General features: G+C 69.6%; 21 protein-coding genes. 6 read left to right on the forward strand and 15 right to left on the reverse strand.

Translation table 11 applies throughout. From position 1 onward, the window contains the following. Positions 1–196 precede the first annotated feature (196 nt). Positions 197–1,159 carry an MBL fold metallo-hydrolase gene (locus tag QZ588_RS10020; RefSeq protein WP_295542282.1) on the forward strand — a complete coding sequence of 321 codons (963 nt, stop codon included), beginning with the start codon at positions 197–199 and terminating at the stop codon, positions 1,157–1,159. A 166-nt stretch (positions 1,160–1,325) separates the two neighbouring features. On the opposite strand, the gene QZ588_RS10025 is transcribed toward QZ588_RS10020, so the two are convergent. The 6 genes from QZ588_RS10025 to QZ588_RS10050 all read right to left on the reverse strand — a co-directional run bounded on the left by QZ588_RS10025 (position 1,326) and on the right by QZ588_RS10050 (position 7,246). Beyond that, positions 1,326–2,228 carry an EamA family transporter gene (locus QZ588_RS10025; RefSeq protein WP_295542284.1) on the reverse strand — a complete coding sequence of 301 codons (903 nt, stop codon included), beginning with the start codon at positions 2,226–2,228 and terminating at the stop codon, positions 1,326–1,328. Between the two features lie 81 nt (positions 2,229–2,309). Next, positions 2,310–3,698, reverse strand: a complete 1,389-nt coding sequence (locus QZ588_RS10030; protein ID WP_295542286.1) for a hypothetical protein — start codon at positions 3,696–3,698, stop codon at positions 2,310–2,312. A gap of 79 nt (positions 3,699–3,777) precedes the next feature. Next, complete coding sequence (locus tag QZ588_RS10035; RefSeq protein WP_295542288.1) at positions 3,778–4,422, reverse strand: ABC-type transport auxiliary lipoprotein family protein; 645 nt, start codon at positions 4,420–4,422, stop codon at positions 3,778–3,780. Next, entirely contained in the window at positions 4,407–5,498 is a 1,092-nt protein-coding gene (locus tag QZ588_RS10040; protein WP_295542291.1) for an MlaD family protein, read from the reverse strand. The genes QZ588_RS10035 and QZ588_RS10040 overlap by 16 nt, the downstream gene beginning before the upstream one ends. Positions 5,499–5,602: 104 nt before the next feature. Next, positions 5,603–6,370 carry an ABC transporter ATP-binding protein gene (locus QZ588_RS10045; protein WP_295542292.1) on the reverse strand — a complete coding sequence of 256 codons (768 nt, stop codon included), beginning with the start codon at positions 6,368–6,370 and terminating at the stop codon, positions 5,603–5,605. Between the two features lie 45 nt (positions 6,371–6,415). Next, positions 6,416–7,246, reverse strand: coding sequence for an ABC transporter permease (locus QZ588_RS10050; RefSeq protein ID WP_295542294.1), 831 nt, complete (start codon positions 7,244–7,246; stop codon positions 6,416–6,418). Positions 7,247–7,598: 352 nt separating this feature from the next. Here QZ588_RS10050 and QZ588_RS10055 point away from each other — a divergent pair, with 352 nt between their 5' ends. Beyond that, positions 7,599–9,221 (forward strand): class I adenylate-forming enzyme family protein, encoded by a 1,623-nt coding sequence (locus tag QZ588_RS10055; protein WP_366929554.1) that lies wholly within the window; start codon positions 7,599–7,601, stop codon positions 9,219–9,221. Between the two features lie 62 nt (positions 9,222–9,283). On the opposite strand, the gene QZ588_RS10060 is transcribed toward QZ588_RS10055, so the two are convergent. Beyond that, positions 9,284–10,882: a bifunctional GNAT family N-acetyltransferase/carbon-nitrogen hydrolase family protein gene (locus tag QZ588_RS10060; RefSeq protein ID WP_295542297.1), complete on the reverse strand. Its 1,599-nt coding sequence runs from the start codon at positions 10,880–10,882 to the stop codon at positions 9,284–9,286. 206 nt (positions 10,883–11,088) lie between these two features. Between QZ588_RS10060 and QZ588_RS10065 the strand changes: the two genes are divergently transcribed. After that, positions 11,089–12,513 carry an AMP-binding protein gene (locus tag QZ588_RS10065; RefSeq protein WP_295542299.1) on the forward strand — a complete coding sequence of 475 codons (1,425 nt, stop codon included), beginning with the start codon at positions 11,089–11,091 and terminating at the stop codon, positions 12,511–12,513. A 26-nt stretch (positions 12,514–12,539) separates the two neighbouring features. Beyond that, entirely contained in the window at positions 12,540–13,934 is a 1,395-nt protein-coding gene (locus QZ588_RS10070) for an APC family permease (protein ID WP_295542302.1), read from the forward strand. Between the two features lie 61 nt (positions 13,935–13,995). Here QZ588_RS10070 and QZ588_RS10075 read toward each other — a convergent pair whose 3' ends face one another. The 7 genes from QZ588_RS10075 to ruvC form a co-directional block, all read right to left on the reverse strand. Next, complete coding sequence (locus QZ588_RS10075) at positions 13,996–14,409, reverse strand: thioesterase family protein (RefSeq protein WP_295542303.1); 414 nt, start codon at positions 14,407–14,409, stop codon at positions 13,996–13,998. 66 nt (positions 14,410–14,475) lie between these two features. Next, a complete protein-coding gene (locus QZ588_RS10080) occupies positions 14,476–15,261 on the reverse strand; it encodes an alpha/beta fold hydrolase (RefSeq protein WP_295542304.1) in 786 nt (261 codons plus the stop codon). Beyond that, the gene (gene menC, locus QZ588_RS10085; protein WP_295542306.1) at positions 15,258–16,337 is read right to left on the reverse strand and encodes an o-succinylbenzoate synthase; all 1,080 of its coding nucleotides are present in this window, start codon (positions 16,335–16,337) and stop codon (positions 15,258–15,260) included. Before menC ends, QZ588_RS10080 begins: the two co-directional genes overlap by 4 nt. Before the next feature lie 79 nt (positions 16,338–16,416). Beyond that, the gene (menA, locus tag QZ588_RS10090; protein WP_295542308.1) at positions 16,417–17,352 is read right to left on the reverse strand and encodes a 1,4-dihydroxy-2-naphthoate octaprenyltransferase; all 936 of its coding nucleotides are present in this window, start codon (positions 17,350–17,352) and stop codon (positions 16,417–16,419) included. Between the two features lie 2 nt (positions 17,353–17,354). Then, on the reverse strand, positions 17,355–18,212 hold the full coding sequence (menB, locus tag QZ588_RS10095; RefSeq protein WP_295542310.1) for a 1,4-dihydroxy-2-naphthoyl-CoA synthase: 858 nt from the start codon (positions 18,210–18,212) through the stop codon (positions 17,355–17,357). A gap of 76 nt (positions 18,213–18,288) precedes the next feature. Further along, a complete protein-coding gene (gene ruvA, locus QZ588_RS10100) occupies positions 18,289–18,900 on the reverse strand; it encodes a Holliday junction branch migration protein RuvA (protein ID WP_295542312.1) in 612 nt (203 codons plus the stop codon). Between the two features lie 128 nt (positions 18,901–19,028). Further along, a complete protein-coding gene (gene ruvC, locus QZ588_RS10105) occupies positions 19,029–19,559 on the reverse strand; it encodes a crossover junction endodeoxyribonuclease RuvC (protein ID WP_295542362.1) in 531 nt (176 codons plus the stop codon). Positions 19,560–20,013: 454 nt separating this feature from the next. On the opposite strand from ruvC, the gene QZ588_RS10110 reads away from it, so the two are divergent. Beyond that, positions 20,014–20,751 carry a Uma2 family endonuclease gene (locus QZ588_RS10110; protein WP_295542314.1) on the forward strand — a complete coding sequence of 246 codons (738 nt, stop codon included), beginning with the start codon at positions 20,014–20,016 and terminating at the stop codon, positions 20,749–20,751. A gap of 353 nt (positions 20,752–21,104) precedes the next feature. On the opposite strand, the gene QZ588_RS10115 is transcribed toward QZ588_RS10110, so the two are convergent. Next, positions 21,105–21,851 carry a YebC/PmpR family DNA-binding transcriptional regulator gene (locus QZ588_RS10115; RefSeq protein WP_295542316.1) on the reverse strand — a complete coding sequence of 249 codons (747 nt, stop codon included), beginning with the start codon at positions 21,849–21,851 and terminating at the stop codon, positions 21,105–21,107. Between the two features lie 233 nt (positions 21,852–22,084). Here QZ588_RS10115 and QZ588_RS10120 point away from each other — a divergent pair, with 233 nt between their 5' ends. After that, positions 22,085–22,294 carry a DNA gyrase inhibitor YacG gene (locus QZ588_RS10120; protein WP_295542318.1) on the forward strand — a complete coding sequence of 70 codons (210 nt, stop codon included), beginning with the start codon at positions 22,085–22,087 and terminating at the stop codon, positions 22,292–22,294. The last annotated feature ends 77 nt before the right edge of the window (positions 22,295–22,371 follow it).

Consider the following 22,371-nt stretch of genomic DNA (forward strand, 5'->3'; position numbering starts at 1 on the left):
GACCGCCATGCTGCACACTCGCGTCTGCGTGAACCCGGACCTATTGTACCCGGCCTGCGGCCCGATAAGTCGGACAGGCTCCTAGGGTCACATCCTCGGCGGTCGGCAGCGACCGCAACACGTTCCTTGTCCGGTAACCGCAAGTGCCACAACAGCGTGTCCCCGACTCCATCCGCAGCGCCTCGATCCACCGCCCATGCCTACCCCCCGCTACCAAGCCGTCGCCGACGGCGTCCTTTGCATCGAAACCGGCCTCTACCGCGACGGCCTCGCCGCCTGTTACCTCATCCGCCAGCGGGATCGGCTCGCCTTCGTCAACACCGGCACCGCCCACACGGTACCCGACCTGCTGGCGGTGGTGCAGGCGCTGGGCCTGACACCGCAGCACGTGGACTACGTCATCCCCACCCATGTGCACCTCGATCATGCCGGCGGCGCCGGCGCTCTCATGGCCGCCTGCCCCAACGCCATGCTCCTCGCGCACCCCAAAGGCGCCCCGCACCTGATCGACCCGGCCAAGCTCACCGCCGGCGCCACGGCGGTCTACGGCGAGGCGGCCTTCGCCCGGGACTTCGGCGAGCTGACGCCCATCCCCGCATCCCGCGTCGTCGCCGCCGCGGACGGCCAGCGCTTCGACCTCGCCGGCCGCGGGCTGACCTTCATCCACACGCCGGGCCATGCCAACCACCATGGCTGCATCCATGACGCCGGCTCCAACGGCCTGTTCACCGGCGATACCTTCGGCATTTCCTATCGGGAGCTGGACACCGCCGCCGGTCCCTGGCTCTTCGCACCCACCACGCCGGTCGCCTTCGACCCGGACGCCTGGCAGCGGAGCCTGGAGCGCATGCTGGCGCTGGCGCCCAACGCCGCCTTCCTGACCCACTACTGCCGCCTCGACGAGCCGGCAAGGCACGTGCACCAACTGCGACGCAGCATTCAGGACCTCGCCGCCATCGCGCTGCAGCAGGCCGACCAGCCCGCGCCCGAGCGCAAAGACCGCATCAAGGCCGCCCTGACCAGCCACCTGCTCGCCGACGCCCGCAGGCACGGCTGCACACTGGAGGATGCACGCATCCGCGAGCTGCTGGCCGTGGACCTGGAGCTGAACGCCCAGGGGCTCGACGTCTGGCTGCAGCAGCGCCAGCGCAGCGCATAGGGGCGGCTCCGCGCGGGGTCTTGGGCGCGTGACAGCACACCGGTCATGACCGGCCGCTCGCAGCGCTGGTCCGCGCTGGCTTCATCAGCTCGAGCATCGGATCAGCGGCTTTCGGGGGTCAGCCGCTTTCGGGGGGCGCTGGCACAACGGCATCGAGGCGGCGGGCTCAGGACTGCGTCAGTACGAACAATCCCAGCAGCATCAGCGCACTGCCGGCGAGTCGGGCGGTGACATGGCCCTCGCCGTAATACCAGTGGCCGAGCGCGACCGAAAACAGCCCCGCTGTGCGCTTGACGGCCATGGCGTAGGAGGCCAGCGTCAGGCTGAGGGCGATCTGATCGGCGATGCGCATCAGCGCGAACAGCAGTCCCAGCAGCAGCAGCGGCCGCACCTCCCGGCGCAGGTGCTGGGGAAATGCCTCGCGATAGAAGCGATGATCCTGCAAGCTGAACATCAGAAACAGCACGATGGGATTCACCACCGCCACCACCACCGCGAAGGACAGGGGGTCGCTCATCTGGATGCCGACCCGTCCCAGGGTCGACGCCGCCGCGAAACAGAAGGCCGCCGCCAGGGTGAGCGCGCTGCCGGGGTCCGTCACCAGCCGGTGCAGCGGCGAGAGCAGGCTGGCCTGCGCTTTTTCCACGCTCAAGACGTAGCCGCCGGCGATGAGCAGCGCCAGGCCCACAAAGCCGAGCTGTCCCGGCAGATCGCCGATCACCATCCACTCGATCACCACGACGAAGCCCGGGGTCAGCGTCATCACCGGCCCCACCAGGGAGACATCGCTGCGGTGAATGGCCGCATTGAGCGCCCAGCCGCCGAGCCCGGAGACGACGCCGCCGAGCAGCACCACCGCGGTGTAGACCGGTTGGTGAAAGGGAAAGTCGTGATGCCAGATGATCAGTGGCGCGGTCACCACCAGGCTCGCCAAATTCACGTACAGCGTCAGCGCCCGCGCCGAAAAGCTGAAGGACAAATGCTTGGTGACCGCGAGTCGCGAGGCGTGAAAGAACGCCGACAGCAGCGAAAAGACGATCCAGAAGGGGGCGAAGGCAGCGACATCCATAAGGCAGCAGGACCTGGCCGTGGGTACTCCGTCAGTCGCAGTCGGCGGCGGCAGCGCGTCAGCGAAGCGTCGGCGTGAGTCTCAGACCCAGCCGCGCTCGCAGTCCACAAAACGCCGCACCCGCCCACAACCGCCGCCGATGAGCCCCCGCAAGCGCTCGGCATTGTGGAGCGCAAAGGCCCGTTGCAACGCCGCCCGGCGATGCCACTGGGCCACGCTGAAATGGCCGGCGCCGCGGCACACCCGCACGCTCGGCAGCCCATCGAGGGCCAGCAATCCGGCGCCGCCGGTGCCGGAGAAGAGCTTGGGCTGTACGCTCAGATAGACCGCGCTCGCCGCCGCCGTCGGCGCCGACGGGCGATTACGCCCGGGCGCGAACAGATTCAGTGCATAGCTCGGCGGGTTCAGCGTCATGAGATGCTTGCGCAACGCCGGTGAGCCGCAGCGCAGACGCGCGAGCACCGTCGGCGGCAGGTCCCGCAGGGCCGCCGCGAGTGCCTCCAGCGCCGCGGCCGATTCCGCCGGCAGATCCAGTGCCGCCAGCGCAGTCGCGATGCCGTCCCGGTCGCGCAGGGTGTGCCGCTGCCAGGGGACCGGCACATCACCCCGTCCGGTGAAGGCCGCAAGCAACAGGCGCGCCAGGGCGGTGAGCCGCCGGTGCAGCCGACGAATCAGCTGCTCGAACGCGGGCTCGGCCAGCACCGCCCAGCCCGGCAGCCGCAGCAGGGCGCCCGGCGGCCGGTGGCCGGCTGCGACGGCGTCCTCATCGCAAGCGAGCACCTCGGCGCCGACCAGCCCAAGGTCCAGCGTCCGCAGCAGCGCCGTCACCAGCCGGGCGCCGACGAAGCCAAACGGATCCAGCAGCTGCCGGCGGGTGTACGCATCGTAGTGCAGCGGCGTCTCGGCGGCGCCCGCCAGCTGCGCCAGCTCGCCGGCGCTCCAGTACAACAGGTGCAGGTGGAACTGCTTAGCCGCCTGCACACTCTCCCGATCCCGGGTATCGGGATCGCAGTTGAGCGCCAGCTGCAACGCGCCGTCCGCCAGGCCATAGGCGGCCATGATCTGCGGATCCGACACGAAGCGCACGAACTCGAGCCCGGTGCGCCAGAGGACGCGGCCGGTGAGCGGGGCCACATCCCCGGGGCTCGGCTTGTCCCGCTCGGAGGCCTCGCTCAGCATCAGGTCGAAGTGGGCATGGGGGATTGCCTTATCCACCAGCGCGAGTCGGTCGCCGCCGTCCGCGGCGCAGTCCAGCAGTGTGACGATGCGGCGGTGGAAGCGCCCGAGTGGCGTCGCCGCGGTCAGCTCTGCGCCACTGAGGGTAAAGTTCGCAGGGGGTCCGGGCACCCGCAGCCGGTTCCAGAGCACCGGCATGCGCCACGCCGCCGCCGGGAGCAGTGCCGCGAAGGGATCGCCGCGCGGCGGCGCCGGCGCGGGCTCCGCCAACTGATTGCGGCGTGTTTCGCTCATGCGCCACCCCGGTCTCTGTGACCCGACGGTCTTGTTTGGCCTTGACATCCGATCACCATCGGCCTGGGCGTTGTCGCCATCACGGCAAGCGCCCGCCCATGGCCTGAGCATCCGCCACCACCTGTTCGATCAGGCGCCCGGCGAGCTGGTTGAACGCGGCGATGATCGCCCCCGGTGTGGTGCGGCCCTGCGGCCCCACCGCCACCGGTACTTCAGCGCGGTAGGTCCTGGCCACCAGCACCTGCCTGCCCTGGCCCCGCACCAGGGTCAGGCTCAGCTGGCCGAGGACATGCGGTGTTGCGTCCGTCGGCCTGTGCTCGAAGTGTTCCAGCTCGCCGGTCAGCAGGAAATCCGCCCGCGCCGGATCGCCGGCGGTGATCACGTGCTCGAAGACACCCGCCGCACGCAGCGTCGCCGTCAGCGCGTCGGCGAGGGCGCGCGCCGGCACCTCTTCCCAGAGCAGTTGCGCGTAACGCTGCACCTGCAGCGGCTCGGCGGCGGTCCGATAGACGATGCGGCTGCCGGCGAGGAAGCCGCGGGCCGACATCGGCGTCACCCGCAGAGTGCCCGGGATCGACCGGGGACTCGGCGTCACGGCCACGTCCGGGCGCAGGCTGAAGAAGAGGTCACGCACGCGCTCGCCGCCACCGCAACCGACCATCAGGATGCCCGCCAGACATCCGACGAGCACGGGCGCCAAGCGCCGCTTCAGCGTTGCAGCCACGGGGTGGGCTCCTGCTCCGTGCGCTTGAACAAGAGCGATTTGGGGTCCTCGCGCAGGTCGCCGGTCAGTGCCGAAAGATTGCGGGAGGCGGTCTCGATATTGGCGAGAATCGGGGCGAGGGCCGCGGAGAGTTCCTGCAGCAGGTATTGCACGTCGTCCAGGGAATCCGTCACGGCCGGCTGTGCTTGGTTGACGACGCGCCGCAGGTCGGCGCCGAGCGCCGTGTATTGCGCCACCGCGGCACCGACGTTCGCGCTGCGGGCCTCGAGGCCCGACGAGGCCGTGGCGAGGTTGGCACTGATCGTGTCAACGGATGCCAGAATGGCGCCGATGCGCTCGGGGTCCACCGTCTGCTCGATGTCGGCGGAGAGCTGGCGTAGATTGTTGAAGACCTCCGCCAGGCCCTCGCCGGCGGCGCCAGCCGGCCCCGCCGCGCCGTCCTCGCCGGCGCCGAGGGCGCCGATGAGGCCCTGAATGCGGGCCTGCAGGTCCGCCAGCGCCGGGCGAATGGTCTCGTCGATGGCCGATTGCAGGCGGGTGAGTGCCAATGCCGCCTGGGTCGGCAGGTCAGGCTGCCGCGGCAGCGTCGGGATGACGGCGTCGGCGGCCAGCCGCCGATCCGCGAGCCCGGGCTGAATACGGATCTGATTGCCGCCGAGGAAGCCCGCCGGCGCCAACTGCGCCCGGCTGCCAGCCGGCACCGGCCAGTCGCGCTGAATACGCAGGGTGGCGCGAAAGCACGGCAGTTCCGCCGAGCGGGGCGCATCGGTGGCAGGGCATTGGGCGCGGTCCGGAGCGCCCGCGAACACCGGTTCCACCGCACCCACGTGACCGATGGTGAAGCCCTCCTGCACCACGTCCAGGCCACGATCCAGGCCGGCCGCTTCCGGAAAGTAAGCCCTGAGGGGATAGCCGCCCAGGAGCGCCGGCAGGTTCAGCAGCATCACGCCCGCCACCACCGCCGCCATGGTGAGCACGAACAGCCCCGCCAACGCCAAATCCCGCCGCTGCCGACGACCGCGGCGAATGCCGGGGGCGCCGATCTCCGGGGGTTGGTAAAGGCGTTCCAAGGACATGGCGACGAGGAGCTAGGCGCTGAGAGCACGGGGGGATCGATGTGCGCGCGCAGCATGATGTTGTGCACTGCGCACCTCGCGTCTCGAGACTCGAACCGCACCCATCACCACCGCCCGTGCAGCAGATAACGCAGCTCCAGTCGCGCTGGCGTCTCGGCCTCCAGCGCGCTGCGGCTGCCGTCGAACAAGAGATGCCCGCGCTCCAGCACCACCACTCGGTCCTGCGGGCCCACCGCCTCCAGCGCCAGATTGTCGGTGCCGATGACCGTGAGGCCGCGCAGCGACCTCTGGTTGCGCAACAGCTCGAAGATCTCCCGCACGGCCGGCAGGTCCAGACCGTCCGTGAGCCCGTCCCAGATGAGCAGGTCCGGCTGGTGGACGAGCGCCCGCGCCAGCTCCACGCGTCGGCGCTGGCCGACGGAAAGCGCCCGCGGCAGGTGGTTCTCCATGCCGTCGAGCTGGAGCTGGGTGATGGCCAGGCGCGCGGCCCGCGCCATCTCGGGTCCTGACAAGCGTGTGGGGAGCAAGGGCAGGAGCAGGTTCTCTTGCACCGTCAGCCCGTCGAGCAGGGAACCGCGCTGCAGGACGGCCCCCACGCGCCGACGCAACGCTGAAGCCCTGGCGCCGCGCAACTGACACAACTCCTGGCCGAACAGCCGCACCCGCCCGGCCGAGGGCAGATCCAGCCCCAGCACCAGGCGCATGAGCAGGCTCTTGCCGGCGCCATTGCGGCCGATGAGGAGCACGCTTTCGCCCCGGCACACCGTCAGCGAGACGCCGTTCAGCACCGCATGCCCGGCCACGTGCTGGAAAACGTCGCTGATATCCAACGCCGGCGGCTCCCCCGTCGGCCCAGTCGTGGGCCCAGTCATCGGTGCTGGCTCGGAGGCCGGCGCCGCTGCCACATGGCTCATGGATCACGCCTCCGGCCACAGCACGAACAACAGGTCGATGAGCAGGATACTGGTGACCGCCGCGATCATGGTGCGGGTGGCTGCTGCGCCGATGAGCTCCGGATCGCGGCCGGCGATGGTGCCGTTGACCGTGGCGATGAGCGCAATCACCGCCGCGAACACCAGCGGCTTGGCGATGGCCTCCCGCAGCTCGTTGGCGCCGAGGGTGTTACGCACCGCGTCCAGCAGCTGATATGGCGGCACATCCGAGAACAAGAACAGCCATAGATACGCCGTGCCCACCGTCACCAGACTACCCCACACCAGAAAAGCAAAGGACATCAGGAGCATCGCCAGCAGCACGGGACCCGTCACATAGCGAATGGGGTTGATGCCGCTCACCAGCAGACCGTCCATCTGCCCCGTCACCACCAGCGTCGCATGGCGCACCGCCAGCGCCACGCCGGCGCGTCCGGCCACCAGCACGCCCACCAGGATCGGCACCAGCTCCAGCACCACCGCGTAGGTCATGGTGTACAGCAGCACGCCGGGAAGGTTCAGATTCTGCAGCACACTCACCGCCTGCCGGCCGAGGATCACCCCGAGTGCCGCCGCCACCAGCGTGACCGCCGGCAGGATGGAGAGTCCGGCCTGGCGCAACGCGGCGGTGAAAGCGGGCAGGTCCAGGCGCCCCCGGCCCAGGATGATGCTGCCGTACAGCGCCAGGCACTCCAGCAGCGTGCGCGCCGCCAGCCCAATGCCCGCCAGCCAGCCGAGCACGCCACCGCCGATGGCCGACTGCGCACTTGGCAGGCCACGGCGGCGTTTCGGCGAGGGCGGGGTGGCGGGGCTCATGCGCCACAATGGTACCGTGAATCCCGCGGCTCGCCCCGCTCGGCGATGGTCCCGTGGGTGCAGCACAATGCAAGTCTCGCCGTTTCGGCCGTGCGCAGGCCACAGGCCGACTGTGCCACGTTGATCCAGTGCGCCAGCGCCACAACCGCCGGCGCACTTGCGTGACGCCGGCAACCGCATGATCGGCACACACCGCATGTCGGTTACGGCGATAAGGCTCATGCCGGGGCGACATCCTTAGGCCATCGCGGTGAGCCATCGGGCATTTCCGTATCCCAATCACGGCCATCGTCCCGATCGTCAGTGCCACGGTCATTGCCTAGGCTCCAGGCTCTTACTGCCTGCTCCGCTGATGGTCTGCGGGTCGGCCCAGTCGAGGAAAGCGCAAGTGCTGCACACCGAGTCCGATCCACCACCGACGCTGGCTCACGCACTTCGGGCGCGGGCCTTGGCTGATCCCATGGCGCCCGTATTCTTGCAGGACCATCATGTGACCTGCTATCACGAATTGTGCTCAGGCGCTGAAGCGCTGGCGAATTTCCTCATCGGCGAAGGCCTCGAGCCGGGCAGCCGGGTGGCGTTGCTGCTGGACAACTCGCCGGATTATGCGACGGCCTATTTCGGCGCGCTCTGGGCGGGCGCCGTCGTGGTTCCCATGGCATGCGCCGCCAAGGCCCCGGAACTGCTGCATCGCCTGACACATGCGCAGGCGCACTGGCTGATCACGCCCCCGGACCATCCGGCGCTCGCGAGTATTCGCCGTCAATCACATCCGCGCCTGCGCTTCCTGGCAATCGATGAAGTGCCGCCGCTCGGGCCGTCGCCGGATCCAGCCCGCGGGTGCTTCGTTTCGAATGCCGCGCCCGGACACACGCCCATCCGGGCCGCCGCCACCGACTGGGCGGTGCTGATGTACACGTCGGGGACCACCGCAAAGCCCAAGGGCGTGATGCACAGCCACCGAAACCTCGTCAGCAACGCCCTGGCGATCAATGACTACCTGCGGCTCGCACACGACGATCGCACGCTGTGCATTCTGCCATTCCACTACGCCTTCGGCAGTTCGCTGCTGCACACGCACGTCGTCGCCGGCGCCAGTCTGGTGCTCGTCAACGCACCTGCTTACCCAGCCCTGTGGGCCGAGGCCATTGCGCGCCACGCCGTCACGGGCTTCTCCGGCGTCCCCGCAGCCTACGCCCTGCTCCTGGATCGGGTCGACCCCGACCGCTGCGATTTGAGCAGCCTGCGCTATTTCTCCCAAGCCGGCGGCGCGATGAAACCGGCGATGATCGAGCGTATCCGCCGAGCGGCGCCGCACGCGGAGTTTTTCGTCATGTACGGACAAACCGAGGCGACCGCCCGGTTGACCTATCTACCGCCCGCTCAATGGGAGGCGAAGCAAGGCTCCGTCGGCATTCCCATTCCCGGCGTTCGGATCGAGGTGCGCAACACGGCGGGTCAGCGCGTGCCGAGCGGAGCGCTGGGAGAGGTCTGGGCGCACGGACCGAATGTCATGCTGGGTTACTGGAAGGACGAGACACTCAGCCGCGGAGTGCTCCGCGACGGCTGGCTGCGAACGGGTGACATCGGCTACATGGACGAAGACGGCTTCCTGTTCCTGCGCGGACGGGCCAGCGAAATCATCAAGTCGGGTGCCCACCGCATTTGTCCGGAAGAAATCGAAGAGGTGATCGCAAACATCGACGGCGTCAAGGAGGTCGCCGTCATCGGCGTCGATGACGAGATGTTTGGACAAGCCATCCGCGCCCTGGTCGTCCCCCAACCTTCAGTGGCGCTGACCCGACGCGATGTCGTCCACCATTGTCGCCTGCTTCTGCCCAAGTTCAAGATCCCCAAGCAAATCCACTTCATGACGGGACTGCCGCGCACCACCTCGGGCAAGGTCTCGCGAGCATTGCTGAAGCGTCGGGCGATCGGTGACACGGATCACGCAGACAGTCGCGAGCTGCCCTGAACACCGGGACGCGGCATCCGGCCCGGCGAACGGGGCTGCAGGCCCCCTCGGCGGTGCCCCGCTCACCGCTCACGCCAAACGGTGGTGTACAGATCATGGCGCCGATCCTTCAGGTTCTGCACCGTGCCCTCGTAACGGGCCTCACGCAGGGCCTTGAGACCTAAGTCGGCGAACGCGACGGTCTCCACGTTGGGGGTGGTGTCGGCGGCGATGCCGTCGCGGGCGAAGGGGAAGTCGCAGGGCGTGAGGATGCAGCTTTGGGCGTATTGGATGTCCATGTTGGCGACGTTCGGCAGGTTGCCGCAGTTGCCGGACATGACGACATAGCACTGGTTCTCCACCGCGCGGGCCTGGCCGCAGTAGCGCACCCGCAGGTAAGACTGACGCTCGTCGGTGCAGAAGGGCACAAAGATGATGTTGGCGCCCTGATCGGCCAGGTGGCGGGCCAGTTCCGGAAACTCGGCGTCGTAGCAGATGAGCACGCCGATGGGGCCGCAGTCGGTGTTGATGGCCGCCAGCTCATGGCCGCCCTCGATGTTCCACCAGTACACCTCGTTGGGGGTTGGATGGATCTTCGGCTGCTCGTGCACCTCGCCGTCGCGCAGGCAGATGTAGCAGATGTTCTCCACCCGGCCGTTTGGCATTTTCGTCGGGTGCGAGCCGCCGATGATGTTGATGTTGTAGCGCACGGCCATGTCCCGCAGCGCTTCCTTGATGGGATCGGTCCAGCGCGTCAGCGCGTCGATGGCCTCGGCCGGTGACAATTCCTGATCCTCCATGGACAAGAGCTGCAACGAGAACAGCTCCGGGAAGACGCAGAAGTCGGCCCGATAGTCGGAGGTGACGTCGACGAAGTAGCGCACCATGCTGAGGAATTCGTCGAAGGACTTCACCCGCCGCTGCTGATATTGCACGGTGGCCACCCGCACCGTGTCCATGATGCGCCCGCCGTAGTCCTTCTGACGCGCCTCTTCGGCCTCGTCGGAGACCTGCGGGTTGCGCCAAAGCAGATGCACACCATAGCCCATGGACTGGCTGTCTTCGGTCCAGTAGCCGGGCATCAGGCCAATGACCTTGAAATCGTTGCGTAGCTGAAAAGTCAGCACCGGGTCGTGCTCCCGACCGGCCTCGACGGCCTCGACGTAAGCCTCCGGCGTGGCGTAGCGATGTCCGTCGCGGGTCAGCGCGGTGCGCAGCGTGGGCAGTCGGCCGCCGTAGACGATGCCCTTGAGCGCCCAGGCCTGCGCCAGCTTCTTGCGCTCGTCATAGAGCCGTTGGCCGATGCGCAGGCCCCGGTAGTCCGGATCCACGCAGACCTCCATGCCGTAGAGGTAATCGCCGTTGGGATCGTGGCGGCTCGCATAGCCGCCGCCGGTGATCCAGGTCCAGTCATGCGGCTCGAGCGCCACGCGACCCGAGATCACGAAGCTGGAGCAGAAGCCGATCAGCTCGCCGTCGGCCTCGGCGACGAACTGTCCCTCGGGAAACTTATTGATTTGTCCGCGGATCATCGCCGCCGTGTAGCCGCCGATGCCGGCGCCGGCATAGGCACGCTCGAACAGGGCGCGGATGGCGGGCACATCGGCGGGCGTGGCGTTGCGCACGCTCAGGCGCTCGACGTTGTCGGCCGGGTGGTCGGATGTCGTCGGTGGGGTAGACAAAGGCGGGCTCCGGCGGATGCGGCTGCTCCAATCGTAGTACCTGCGATTGTGCCATCGCTGGCTCACGCCGGGCAGAGGCCCGTCCTCTACTGCGGCGATCAAGCGCTCATGGCATCATGCCGACGTTGCCATAGATCGTCTCCGCCATGGGTGCACCGACGCCGACACCACCACCCGTCACCGCCGCGCCGCCGGCGCGGGGAGACATGAGGTTGCCGCCCGCGTCTGCGCTGGCGGTCGGCGAGATACACTGGTCGCAGGCGTCCTGCGAAACAGCCATCCTGCATCTGACACGAGACCTCAGGGCACAGGGGCTGCGAGCCGCACAGGTGGTGCTGCGCGCGGTGGATGATCCGCGACACCTACTGCTGTTGCACCAGGCGCTGGCGCGCACCGGTGCCGGGCTGCTGCCCTATCCGGCGGCGCTACCGGCGGCGGCGGTCGATGCACTCGCCGCCGCCATCGGCGCGGAGTGGCGCTGGGTCCAGGATGGACTGGTGGACACAGGAGCCACGCCCACCGGGGACCGGCAAGACACGGGCGTCCCAACCCTGCTGATCCGCACCAGCGGCAGCGCCGGTACGCCGAAAGTGGTGATGCTGAGCGCGGCGCAGCTCATGGCGTCCGCCGCGCGTGTAAACGCGGCCCTGGATTTGCAGCCGCGCAATGAGTGGCTCTGCGTGCTGCCTCTGCATCATATCGGCGGCCTCGCCATCAGCTGGCGCTGCGCGCTGGCAGGGGCAACGCTAAGACTGCCGGCGCCGGAGGCCGCGCGCGCCCGGGGGCGACCGTGCGCTGCGGCCACAGTCCGCCCGGACTTCGACGCCGAGACCGTGGCGGCGGCGCTGCGCCACCACCCCGTCACCCACTTGTCTGTGGTACCGGCCATGCTGGCCCGTTTGCTGGCGGTCATGCCGGCGCCGCCGCCGCACCTGCGGGTGCTGCTGTCGGGTGGCCAGGCGCTGCACCCGGCGCTGGCGCGGCGGGCGGTGGCGGCGGGCTGGCCCCTGTATGTGAGCTACGGCCTGTCCGAGACCGGCTCCATGGTCGCCATCGGGCGCTGGCGCGATGACACGGCCCCGGGCACCCTCGTCGGGCCCCTGCTCCCGGATGTGGCAGCCCGGTGTGCGGGCCCCGGCGAGGCGCCCTCCCGGCTGCGCCTGCGCGGCCCCATGGTCATGACGGGCTATGCGGACCAGCGCCGCGGGCCGGGCCTCGGCCTCAGCGATGGCTGGCTCAGCACCGACGACCTGTGTCGGCTGGAAGCGGACGGCACGCTGCGCGTCTTCGGGCGCGCCGATGATCTGGTGGTCATCGGCGGTGAGCAGGTATCGCCCGGCGCCGTGGAGGCCCGGCTCGCGGCGGCGCCGGGAGTGGCGGAGGTGGCCGTGGTGGCGGTGGGTCATCCCCACTGGGGGGCGACACTGGCGGCCTGCTGGCGCGGGCCGGCGATACCATCGGCCCTGGAGACCTGGTGCCGCAGGGAACTGCCCAAACGCGAGCGCCCGCGCCTGTTCCGCCAACTCCGCGCGCTGCCCCTGCTCGCCTCGGGCAAGCCGGATCGGGCGGCCTTACGACGGCTCGTCGCCGGGCCGGACACCGCCGATGCCGGGGCGCCCGGGGCCGATTGAGCCACGACCCGCGATCGGAGTGACACATGCCAAGCGTGCCACCGAGCCCGCGCGATCTGCGCAAGACCCTGAGCCTGCCGATGCTGGTGGCCCTCGGCGCCGCCGGCATCCTCGGCACCAGCTGGGTCTACACCGCGAGCGACTTCTTCGCCGCCCGCGGCGCCGGCGGCGAGATCTTCGGGCTCGCCCTGGCCGGACTGCTCGCGGCCTGTGTGGCGCTGGCCTATGCGGAACTGGCGGCACGCTTCCCGCGCGCCGGCGGCGAGGTGGTCTTCGCCCATGCCGCCTTCGGCCGACGGCTCGCCTTCGTCGCCGGCTGGCTGCTGGTGGGGGCCTATGTCAGCTCGCTGGCCTTCTATGTGACGGCGTCGGGCATGCTGCTGGCGGTGGTGCTGCCGGGGCTCGAGTCCTGGCCGCTCTACCGCATCGCCGACACCACGGTGCACCTGCCGGTGCTGCTGGTGGGGGTGGGGTTGGCGTTGGCCGTATTGATGTTCACGGCCAGGGGCATGGGGCTCGCCGGACGGGTGCAGCTGGCGCTCTTCGGTGCCATGCTGCTCATCGGCCTGGCGCTGGCGGTGACCGGCTTCGGCACCGGCAGCATCGAGCATTTCTGGCCCGCCTTCGCACCCGATGCGGCGCCGGTGGCGAGCACGCTGCGCTTCGTGCTGCCGGCCATGACCTTCCTCACGGGCTTCAGCCTGGTCTCCGTGCTGGCGGAGGACGCGGCCCTGCCGCCGCGGCGCATCGCCGTGGCGGTGCTCGCGACGGTGCTCACCGCCACCGCGTTCTACTGCATCGTGCTGCTGGCAACGGCCTGGCTGATTCCCTGGCAGACCACGGCGACCCTGGATGAGGGCGTCATCGACGCCTTCCGCCATGCGGGCTTCCCGGCACTCGGCTGGGGCGCCTACGGCATCTCGGTGCTCGGGCTGCTCACCAGCTTCCTCGCCCTGTTCTCGGCGGCCTCACGGGTGCTGCTGGGGTTGGCCCGCATCGGTCTCTTCCCGCCGGCGCTGGCCCGGCTCGACCCGGCGGGGCGACCCATGAACGCGCTGCTGTTCACACTGGCGCTGACACTCGGTCTCGGCTGGCTCGGCAAGGGCGCCCTGCTCTGGTTTCTGGACACCGGCGGCGTCTACATCGGCCTCGCCTGGGTCATCGCCGTGGCGAGTCTCTACCGCATCCGCCGGCTGCAGCCCGATGCGCCAGCGCCCTACCGCGTGCGCCCGGGCTGGCTGCCCGCCGTCGGCGGCATCGCAGCGCTGGCCATCATCGTCGCCATCGTGCTGCCCGGCACGGGCCTGTCGCTGGCCTGGCCGCAGGAGTACTTGATCCTCATTGGCTGGGCGGTGCTGGGTACCATCGTCTACCGGCTTGCGCCTCGTCCGACTGCGCCTGATCGGGGGGGTGGGTGTTAGGGGTTATTGGTTGTTGGTTATTGGTTGTTGGGCGCACGTCGCTGACGAAGTAGCTCGCTGATCATGCTGGCAGCTGCGCTCGCAGGGCTTCCCGGAGTGCGGGGGGGAGGCCGCCGCGGCTGCTGCCATCGACGGCCGCATGGACGGTGCGGGCGGTGGCCGCGAGGTCACCGTCGGCGGTGTGGAAGCGGTAGTCGACGGTGAAGCTGCCGGCGCCGACGGCTGTGGGCGTGAGCTGCACGGTGACAACGGCACCGTGGCGCAGCGGGCGGCGGTAGTCCGCCTCGGCGTGCACCAGCGGCAGCCGCAGGACGCCGTCGCGGAGCATGGCGTGCAGCGGAAAGCCGAGCTGGGCCATCCAGGCCTCGTAGGCGTCATGGGCGTGGCGGAAGAGGTGGGCGAAAAAGAGCACGCCGGCGGCGTCGGTGTCGTGCAGGGCGACGCGGAATGGGTGCTCGAAGCTGGCGTTGCTCATGGCCGCGACTTTAGCGCTGTCGCGCGCCCGGGCAAAGGGCGGGCAGCACGCCGCAGGCGGCGGTGCTCAAGCGCCGGGGATGGCGGCGAGCACCGCCTCCGGCGCCTCCAACAGCAGATTGTGGCCGGCGTTCGGCACCAGGCGCACGTCGGTCGCCGGGCGCTGGCGGCCGACGCGCCTGGCGATGGCGACGAATTTGTCGTCGCCGGCCCCGGCGAGCCAAATGAGCCGTCCCGGCCAGCGGGCCAGGGCATCCCAGGTGTCGGGCATCTCGGCGAGGCCGAAGCAGGCGAGGCTGGCGGCGAGGCCCTCGGCGCGCTGCGCGAGCCGGCGGCGGCGTTGCGTCGCCAGCACAGCCGCGGACAGCCCGGCCTGGGTCGCGAACAGCGCCTGGCTTTCCCAGGCCGCCACGAAGGCGTCGATGCCGCCCGCGTGCAAGCGCTCGATCCAGCGCCGGTCCAGTGCCCGGCGGCCGTGGCGCTGGGCGGCATTGAAGAGCCCGGGATGCGCGGAGACGATGCTGGCCGCGGTGAAGCGTGCCGGGGCCGCCGCCAGCAGGCAGAGCGCAAGGCGCCCGCCCAGGGAATAGCCCACCAGGCGATCGACGCTCGCGGGCAGCGCGGCCAGCAGGCGCTGGATTTCGGCCGGGAAGTCGCCGCTCGGGTCGGGGCTGCCGCCGTGCCCGGGTAAATCCGGCGCCAGCGCCGCCGCCGCCGTATCGGGCCAGAGCCCCCAGTCGGCGCCCGTGCCGGTAAAACCATGCAGGAGCAGCGTGGTGGGCAACCGCGCCGGATCGCCAAACCGCCGGCAGGCATAGCCGGGCAACAGGTCGGTGCGCACCGCCTCGCTCATGCGCCCGGCCCCGGTTGCTGGTCGGCGAAGGGCACGAAGCCGCTGCCGGCGGCGTCGGACAAATGGGCTCGGCCGCGGACGATGGGCGGCGGCGGGCCGAGGTCCGCCGCCAGCCAATCGGCGGTCCCCAGACCATGGGCCAGCTCGCCGCCGATGGCCGCCGCGAGCTGCGCGGTCGCCCAGAGTCCGGCGGCGGATTCCACCAGGCTGGTGACCACCACCTCACGGCCGGCGGCCGCGGCGCGCTCGGCGAAGCGGCAGGTGCGGCGCAGACCGCCGACGGCCGCCGGCTTCAAGACCAGCCGCCGCACGGGCAAACGGCTCAGATGCGAGTCCATGCGCCCGATCAGAGACTCATCCAGCGCCAGACTGAAGGGCGCCGCGCGCTGCAAGCACCTGAGGGCATCGTCGTCCGCGATCGCCAATGGCTCCTCCAGACAGTCGATGGGCAGCCCGGCGAGCTGCTCGATGACGCGGGCGGCGGTGGCCGCATCCCAAGCGCCGTTGGCATCGAGCCGTAAGGTCGTGCCCGCCGGCAGCCGGGCGGCGACGGCTTGGAGCCGCTGCAGCTCCTGCGCCGGCGGGGCGGTGCCGACCTTGAGCTTCAGCACCCGAAAGCCCGCCGCGAGGGCCGCCTGAAGGGTGGCGTGCTCCAGTGTCGCGGCGGCGCCGAGCATGGCATTGACCGCCGGGCGGTCCAGTGCCGCGGGGCCCAGGAGCCGACGCAGCGGCACCCCTTCGCGGCGTGCCCTCAGGTCCAACAGCGCCGTCTCCAGGGCGCAATCCGCGGCGGGGGCGAAGGCGGCGCCTAAGGCGAGTTCGGCCTCCAGCGCCGCCAGCAAGCCAGCGCTGCCCTCGCCGGCGCGCGCGCACCAGTGCCGAAGCCGCTGCACCGCACGTGCGGCGGTCTCGGTGCCCGCTACCGGGAGCGGTGCACAGTCCCCGCAACCGACGGCGCCATCGCTCGCCGCACGCACGAGCCAGCCGCACCGGGCGCTCAGCACGCCGCGGGCGGTGCGCCAGGGCCGGCGCAGCGCCAGGGTGTAGGGCTGGATGTCGAGGCGCAGATCCGTCACGAGCAATGGCCCTGGCCGGAGACGGGCGCCCGGCGGGCCGCGGTGACTTGGCACATATCCAAGGCGGGGTTCGGGCGGGTCACCCCCAGAGCCCGGCCAACACCAGACCGAAGCCGTAGAGCCCCACCAACAGCATTTGGTACTGCGCCGTGCGCCCGAGCAGGTCGTTCAGCGCCCGCCCGTCGCTCCCATGGAGCTGCAGGATCAGCGTCAGTGCCCTCGGCAGCGCCAAAAGCACGGGCCAGGTCCAGCCCGGCAGACCGCCCCACAGCAGCAGCGGCAGCGGTGCCAGCAGCAGCCCGGCGTAGACCTTGCGCGCGGCGGAGCGGCCCAGCACGTGACAGAGGGTCCGGCGACCGGCGGCGCGGTCGGTGTCGAAGTCGCGGTAGTTGTTCAGCAGCAGCACCGCCGCCGCCGGCAGGCCGAGCGCGATGCCCAGACTGATGGCGCCCGCGCTCAAGCTCAGGGTCTGCAGATAATAGCTGCCGGCCACCGCGGCGATGCCGAAGAAACAGAGCACATAGAGCTCGCCATAGGGTCCATAGGCGATGGGCCTGGGGCCGCCGGTGTAGGCATAGCCGGCGGCGATGGCGGTGAGTCCGAGCAGCAGGATTGGCCAGCCGCCGCGCACCACCAACAGCAGACCGAGGACGAAGCTGACCAGGAACGCCATGTGCGCGGCGCGCTTGACCTGGACGCTGGTGAACCATCCCTGCGCCGATGCCCGCGGTGGTCCCAGGCGCTCGCCGGTGTCGGTGCCGCGCTCGAAGTCGGCGGCGTCGTTGTGCAGATTGGTACCCACCTGAATCGCGGCTGCGGCGAGCAGCGTCGCCAACGCCGTCAGCGGCGCCAGGCCGCCGCTATCCGCCATCGCCAGCAGCAGCGCGCCGAGCACGGGCGTCACCGCCAACGGCAGCGTGCGCGGACGGGCCGCGCTCAGCCAGCGCAGGGCCTGCTGGCGCCGGGTCGCAGGCTGGCTGGCCGCGGCGGCGGCGTTGCGCGCACGCCCGGCCATCCTCAGGGCCGCCGCCGGTAGGCAGAGAAGTCCGGCGGGCGTTTTTCCAGAAAGGCATTACGGCCCTCCTGCGCTTCCTCGGTCTGGTAGAAGAGCCCGGTGGCGTTGCCGGCGAGCTCCTGGATGCCGGCGAGACCGTCGGCATCGGCATTGAAAGCGGCCTTCAGGCAGCGCAGCGCCGTCGGCGAGAGCTGTAGCATGCGCCGGCACCAGTCGACGGTGGTGGCTTCCAGCCCCGCCAGCGGCACAACGGTGTTCACCAGCCCCATGACCAGCGCCTCTTGCGCGTCGTATTGCCGGCACAGGAACCAGATCTCCTTGGCCTTCTTGAGACCGACGGTACGGGCCATGAGGCCGGCGCCATAGCCGGCGTCGAAGCTGCCCACCCTCGGGCCGGTCTGGCCGAAGCGGGCGTTGTCGGCGGCGATGCTGAGATCACAGACCAGATGCAGCACATGACCACCGCCGATGGCATAGCCCGCCACCATGGCCACCACCGGCTTCGGCAGGCTGCGGATGCGCCGCTGCAGCTCCAGCACGTTCAGGTGCTCGGTGCCGGCGGCGTCGCGGTAGCCGCCGTCACCGCGCACGCGTTGATCACCGCCGGAGCAAAAGGCCAGCTCGCCCTGGCCGGTGAGGATGACCACGCCGACTTCCGGGTCCAGGTGGGCCCGATGGAAGGCGTCGAGCAACTCCATCACCGTTTCCGGGCGGAAGGCGTTGCGCACCTGAGGACGGTTGATGGTGATGCGGGCGATGCCCTCGGCGCGGTGGTAGAGGATGTCCTCGTAGCACACGTCCTCGGGGGCCTGCCAGTCCGGGACGGGCTGCGGCGCTGGGGAGTTGGCGTCTGGGCTCATGGTGTCGTCTGGCGGGCTCAGGGATGGCATGCGACCGACGATTGTACCCAAGGCGCGGGCGGCTGCGCGGCGACGATCAGCCCGCGCCGGCGGACTTGAGCGCCGCGCGGATGATCGCTTCCGAGGTTTTGCCGTCCTCGGCGACGGCGCGGGCCATGCGGTTGGCATCCGCGGGCTTGTAGCCCAGCGCCACCAGCGCGCTCACCGCATCCGTCAGCGGGGCGTCCGCCGCCACGCCCGCGGCGCGCTCGCGCGCCGGCATCGGGCCGGTGGCACCGCCGCCGAGCCCGGCGACCCGGTCCTTCATTTCCATCACCAACCGCTGCGCGGTCTTCTTGCCGATGCCCGGCAGGCGGCTCAGGGCGGTGATGTCCTCCTGCTCGATACAGCCGGCGAAGCGCTGGGCATCCATACCCGATAAGATCGCCAGCGCCATCTTGGCGCCGACGCCCGTCACCCTGAGCAGGTCCCGGAACAGCGCACGGTCGCGCTCGTGCAGAAACCCGTAGAGCACATGGGCATCCTCGCGCACCACCAGATGGATGATCAGCGTCACCGGCTCGCCCACCGCCGGCAGATCGTAGAAGGTGCTCATGGGCGCCTCGACCTCGTAGCCGACGCCGCCGACGTCCACCAGCACCTGCGGCGGATGCTTGGCGAGGATCTGGCCCCGTAGCCGTCCAATCATAGCTGGATCCCCTTAGATCCGGTCGATACCAGGCGCTCGATGGCTCGACGCCGGGCGCCTTGCGCCATTGGATGATGGGCGTCTTGCGGCGGACGCACCCGGTTGGCGCCGGCGTTGAGCCGCCGTGCTCAGGGCCGGAAATCCCGCCAGCTGGCAGCGGCCCGCTTGCGCTGCGGAATGCCCATGGAGTGGGCATGGCACAGGGCAATCGCCAGGGCGTCGGCCTCGTCTTCGCCGGGGGGCTGCGTCAGACCCAACAGGATGCGCACCATATGCTGGACCTGGGCCTTGTCGGCGCCGCCGCTACCGACGACGGCGAGCTTGACGGACTTCGGGCTGTATTCATGCACGGTCACGCCCGCCTTGAGCCCGGCGCACAAAATAGCACCACGGGCCTGGCCAAGCTTGAGCGCGGCGGTGGGGTCGCGGGCGAAAATCAGCTGTTCGACGGCCATCTCATGGGGCTGGTGCTCATTGGCCAGGGCTGCTACCTGGTCGAAGATGCGTCCGAGCCGATCCGGCCAGGGCTGCTCCCCGACCCGGATGCAGCCGCTGGCGACGACACGGCTGTGACGACCGTCGCTGTCGATGACGCCATAGCCGGTGTTGCGCGAGCCGGGGTCGACGCCGAGGATGCGGTGGCGGAGCGAAGGTGCCATCGAGAGGGTCTCCAGCGCGAAAATCGGGTCCACAGCTGGCGCTCCTGCCGCACGACGCTCGGATGCACCGCCTGGCGCTGCCGGCCAGGGAAAGATCCCGTGCGCAGCCCGTCGCCGCCCGTCTCCAAAGCCCATCGCAGTGGCATCACACACCGCTGGAAGGGCGAAAGGTAGGACGTCTTCCCAGGGTTCGCAACCGATCGGCGAGCCATTTGCGGCCGACGCGTCCCCAGAGGCCAACGTCAACGGCGAGCACCCTTGCAAAGCAGCGGCCGCGATCGCAATGCCGCCTGGCTCAGCGACCGGATGCGCAAGCCCGCGGGCTACGACACACTGACAGACGGGAAACATCGACACGCGCATCCCCGAGCATCTGCAGGTGCGGTGCCCAGCCCCCGCGGACCTATGCTAGGCTTCAGTGTACCCGTCGATCTCGCCCACTCAGCCCACGCCGATGTCAAGCCTCGCAAACCGTTGGCCCGACACGCCGGCGCCCCTGCCAGCCGTCGTCTCCGAGCAGGCGTACTGGGAGACTTGGTATGAGCACCCAGACGTCAACCTCGAATGGAACGACGGGCGACTGGAGGAGGTGCCGGTGTCCGATCTGCTCACGACCCAGGTCTACTACTGGCTGTTGGAGCTGCTGCTGCACTATCTGCGACGTCATCCGGTCGCTCAGATCCTTGGCCTGGAAACCGGCTTTCGCCTGGCCTTGCCCGACGGCAGGGTGAGTATCCGCAAGCCGGATCTGGGCTTCATCCATCGGGATAACCCGATCCAGCGCGCCGAGACCGACAACCGCTACCTCGGTATCCCCGATCTGGTCATCGAGGCATTATCCGACAGCACCGCCGCCAACCGTCGTCGCGATGAGGTGATCAAGAAGGGCGAATATGCGGCCGTTGGGGTGCGCGAGTACTACATCCTGCATCACGACCCCGAGCATCTGGCCTTCTACACCACCACCGCCGGCGGCGTCTATGTGCCCATCCCCCCCCCAGGACGGGGTGATCCATTCGCGGGTCTTCCCGGGATTTCGCTTCCGCCGCGCCGATCTCCAGCGCCGCCCCAGCACCACCGATTTGCGCGCCGATCCGATCTACGCCGATTTCATTCATCCCGAGTGGCAGCAGGCCGAGGCCGTCGCCGAGCAGGCCCGCGCGATTGCCGAGCAGGCGCGGGTGCAGGCTGAGCAGGCCCGGGCGCAGGCTGAGCAGGCCCGGGCGCAGGTCGCGCGAGAGCGACTTCAGCGCGAAGCAGCCGAGGCGCGGGTTGCCGAGCTCGAGGCCTTGCTGGCGCAACGGCGGCCTCGGTAGCGCAGCACCCGCGTCATCGTACCCGTGATCGCAGGACCTGCCGGCTTTGAGCGTAACTGCGGCACCTGCGGAGCATCTCGGTACAGACGCCAGCCGCTTAGGCGATCGCATCGCCTTGGATTGAGCAAGCAGGGCTGCAGGTCCAGCTGAAACTTGCCGGCGGATCCGTCCCATGGATCGTTGCAGCAACGACGGCCGGCCTCCGTGGCGCGCGATGGGTTATGCCCACTCACTCGAGCTCGGCCATGAGCTCATCGGCGATATCAGCGTTGTGGTAGACCTCCTGCACATCATCCAGGTCTTCGAGCATATCCACCAGCCTCAACAGCTTTTCGGCGGTGTTGCGGTCTAGCTCGGCGTTGGTCGCCGCGTTATAGGTGACCTCTGAGACGCTGGTGTCGAGGCCTGCCCGCTGCAGCCCCTCGCAAACGGCGCTGAATTCCTCCGGCGAGGTGACGACGTCGAGTGATTCATCGTCGTTGACAACGACATCCTCGGCGCCGGCCTCCAGTGCGGCCTCCATCACCTTGTCTTCGTCGGTACCGGGCTGGAAGCTGACGATGCCTTGCTTGCTGAAGAGATAGGCCACAGAGCCGTCGGTGCCGAGGTTGCCGCCGTGCTTGGTGAAGGCATGCCGGACCTCGGCGGCGGTGCGGTTGCGGTTGTCGGTCATGCAGTCGACCATGATGGCGACGCCGCCCGGGCCGTAGCCTTCGTAGCGGATCTCCTGATAGTCCTCGAGGCCGTCTTCGCCGGCGCCGCGCTTGATGGCGCGGTCGACGGTGTCCTTGGGCATGTTGGCACCGAAGGCCTTGTCCATGGCGAGCCGCAGCCGCGGATTGGCGTTGGGGTCGCCACCGCCCTCGCGGGCGGCCACCGTCACCTCACGGATCAGCTTGGTCCAGACCTTGCCGCGTTTTTTATCCTGCGCCGCCTTGCGGTGCTTGATGTTGGCCCATTTGCTGTGTCCGGCCATGGTGTCCTCTGTTACTGGATGCACAAAACGGAACCCGGCGGCGGCGCCAGGCTGGCGCCCTGCGGCCCACCGCGGTCGGATAGCCCTCAAGTCTACCATTCCCAGCCGCAACCCCCAGGCGGGTGCGCGTGGTGTGGGTGCGACCTTATCGGGAACGCTTGCTTCATGGGCGCCGCGGATCGAGACTTACCAGCAACGATGAGGTGCCGCGAGCAGACCGCCGAGAGATCCCCATGACTGTCACCGTCAAATGTCCCAACTGCCAGCGACTGGTTCCCTGGGTGCCGGAATCGAAGTATCGGCCCTTTTGCAGTGAGCGCTGTCGGCTCATCGACCTCGGCGACTGGTTGGAGGAGAGCCATCGCATCGTTGAGCCCGCCGGCGACGCCGTGGGCCGCGACTGGCTGGAGACCGATGACCCGGCCGACGGACGCCATCACTGAGGTTCCGATCAATCAGCGCTCAGGCGCATGGCATGTCAGGCGCCAGCGATCGTGTGCATGGGGCCCGCCGCATAACC

This window comes from uncultured Thiohalocapsa sp. (assembly GCF_913062725.1).
GTDB lineage: Bacteria > Pseudomonadota > Gammaproteobacteria > Chromatiales > Chromatiaceae > Thiohalocapsa.

Coding starts and splice junctions, on each gene's coding strand:
- ruvA (WP_295542312.1), bottom strand. CDS start 18,900: ATGATTGGACGGCTACGGGGCCAGATCCTCGCCAAGCATCCGCCGCAG.
- QZ588_RS10115 (WP_295542316.1), bottom strand. CDS start 21,851: ATGGCCGGACACAGCAAATGGGCCAACATCAAGCACCGCAAGGCGGCG.
- QZ588_RS10065 (WP_295542299.1), top strand. CDS start 11,089: ATGAGGTTGCCGCCCGCGTCTGCGCTGGCGGTCGGCGAGATACACTGG.
- QZ588_RS10020 (WP_295542282.1), top strand. CDS start 197: ATGCCTACCCCCCGCTACCAAGCCGTCGCCGACGGCGTCCTTTGCATC.
- QZ588_RS10050 (WP_295542294.1), bottom strand. CDS start 7,246: ATGAGCCCCGCCACCCCGCCCTCGCCGAAACGCCGCCGTGGCCTGCCA.
- QZ588_RS10045 (WP_295542292.1), bottom strand. CDS start 6,370: ATGACTGGGCCCACGACTGGGCCGACGGGGGAGCCGCCGGCGTTGGAT.
- QZ588_RS10110 (WP_295542314.1), top strand. CDS start 20,014: ATGTCAAGCCTCGCAAACCGTTGGCCCGACACGCCGGCGCCCCTGCCA.
- QZ588_RS10055 (WP_366929554.1), top strand. CDS start 7,599: ATGGTCTGCGGGTCGGCCCAGTCGAGGAAAGCGCAAGTGCTGCACACC.
- QZ588_RS10070 (WP_295542302.1), top strand. CDS start 12,540: ATGCCAAGCGTGCCACCGAGCCCGCGCGATCTGCGCAAGACCCTGAGC.
- QZ588_RS10040 (WP_295542291.1), bottom strand. CDS start 5,498: ATGTCCTTGGAACGCCTTTACCAACCCCCGGAGATCGGCGCCCCCGGC.
- menB (WP_295542310.1), bottom strand. CDS start 18,212: ATGAGCCCAGACGCCAACTCCCCAGCGCCGCAGCCCGTCCCGGACTGG.
- QZ588_RS10120 (WP_295542318.1), top strand. CDS start 22,085: ATGACTGTCACCGTCAAATGTCCCAACTGCCAGCGACTGGTTCCCTGG.
- ruvC (WP_295542362.1), bottom strand. CDS start 19,559: ATGGCACCTTCGCTCCGCCACCGCATCCTCGGCGTCGACCCCGGCTCG.
- QZ588_RS10025 (WP_295542284.1), bottom strand. CDS start 2,228: ATGGATGTCGCTGCCTTCGCCCCCTTCTGGATCGTCTTTTCGCTGCTG.
- QZ588_RS10080 (WP_295542304.1), bottom strand. CDS start 15,261: ATGAGCGAGGCGGTGCGCACCGACCTGTTGCCCGGCTATGCCTGCCGG.
- QZ588_RS10030 (WP_295542286.1), bottom strand. CDS start 3,698: ATGAGCGAAACACGCCGCAATCAGTTGGCGGAGCCCGCGCCGGCGCCG.
- menA (WP_295542308.1), bottom strand. CDS start 17,352: ATGGCCGGGCGTGCGCGCAACGCCGCCGCCGCGGCCAGCCAGCCTGCG.
- QZ588_RS10075 (WP_295542303.1), bottom strand. CDS start 14,409: ATGAGCAACGCCAGCTTCGAGCACCCATTCCGCGTCGCCCTGCACGAC.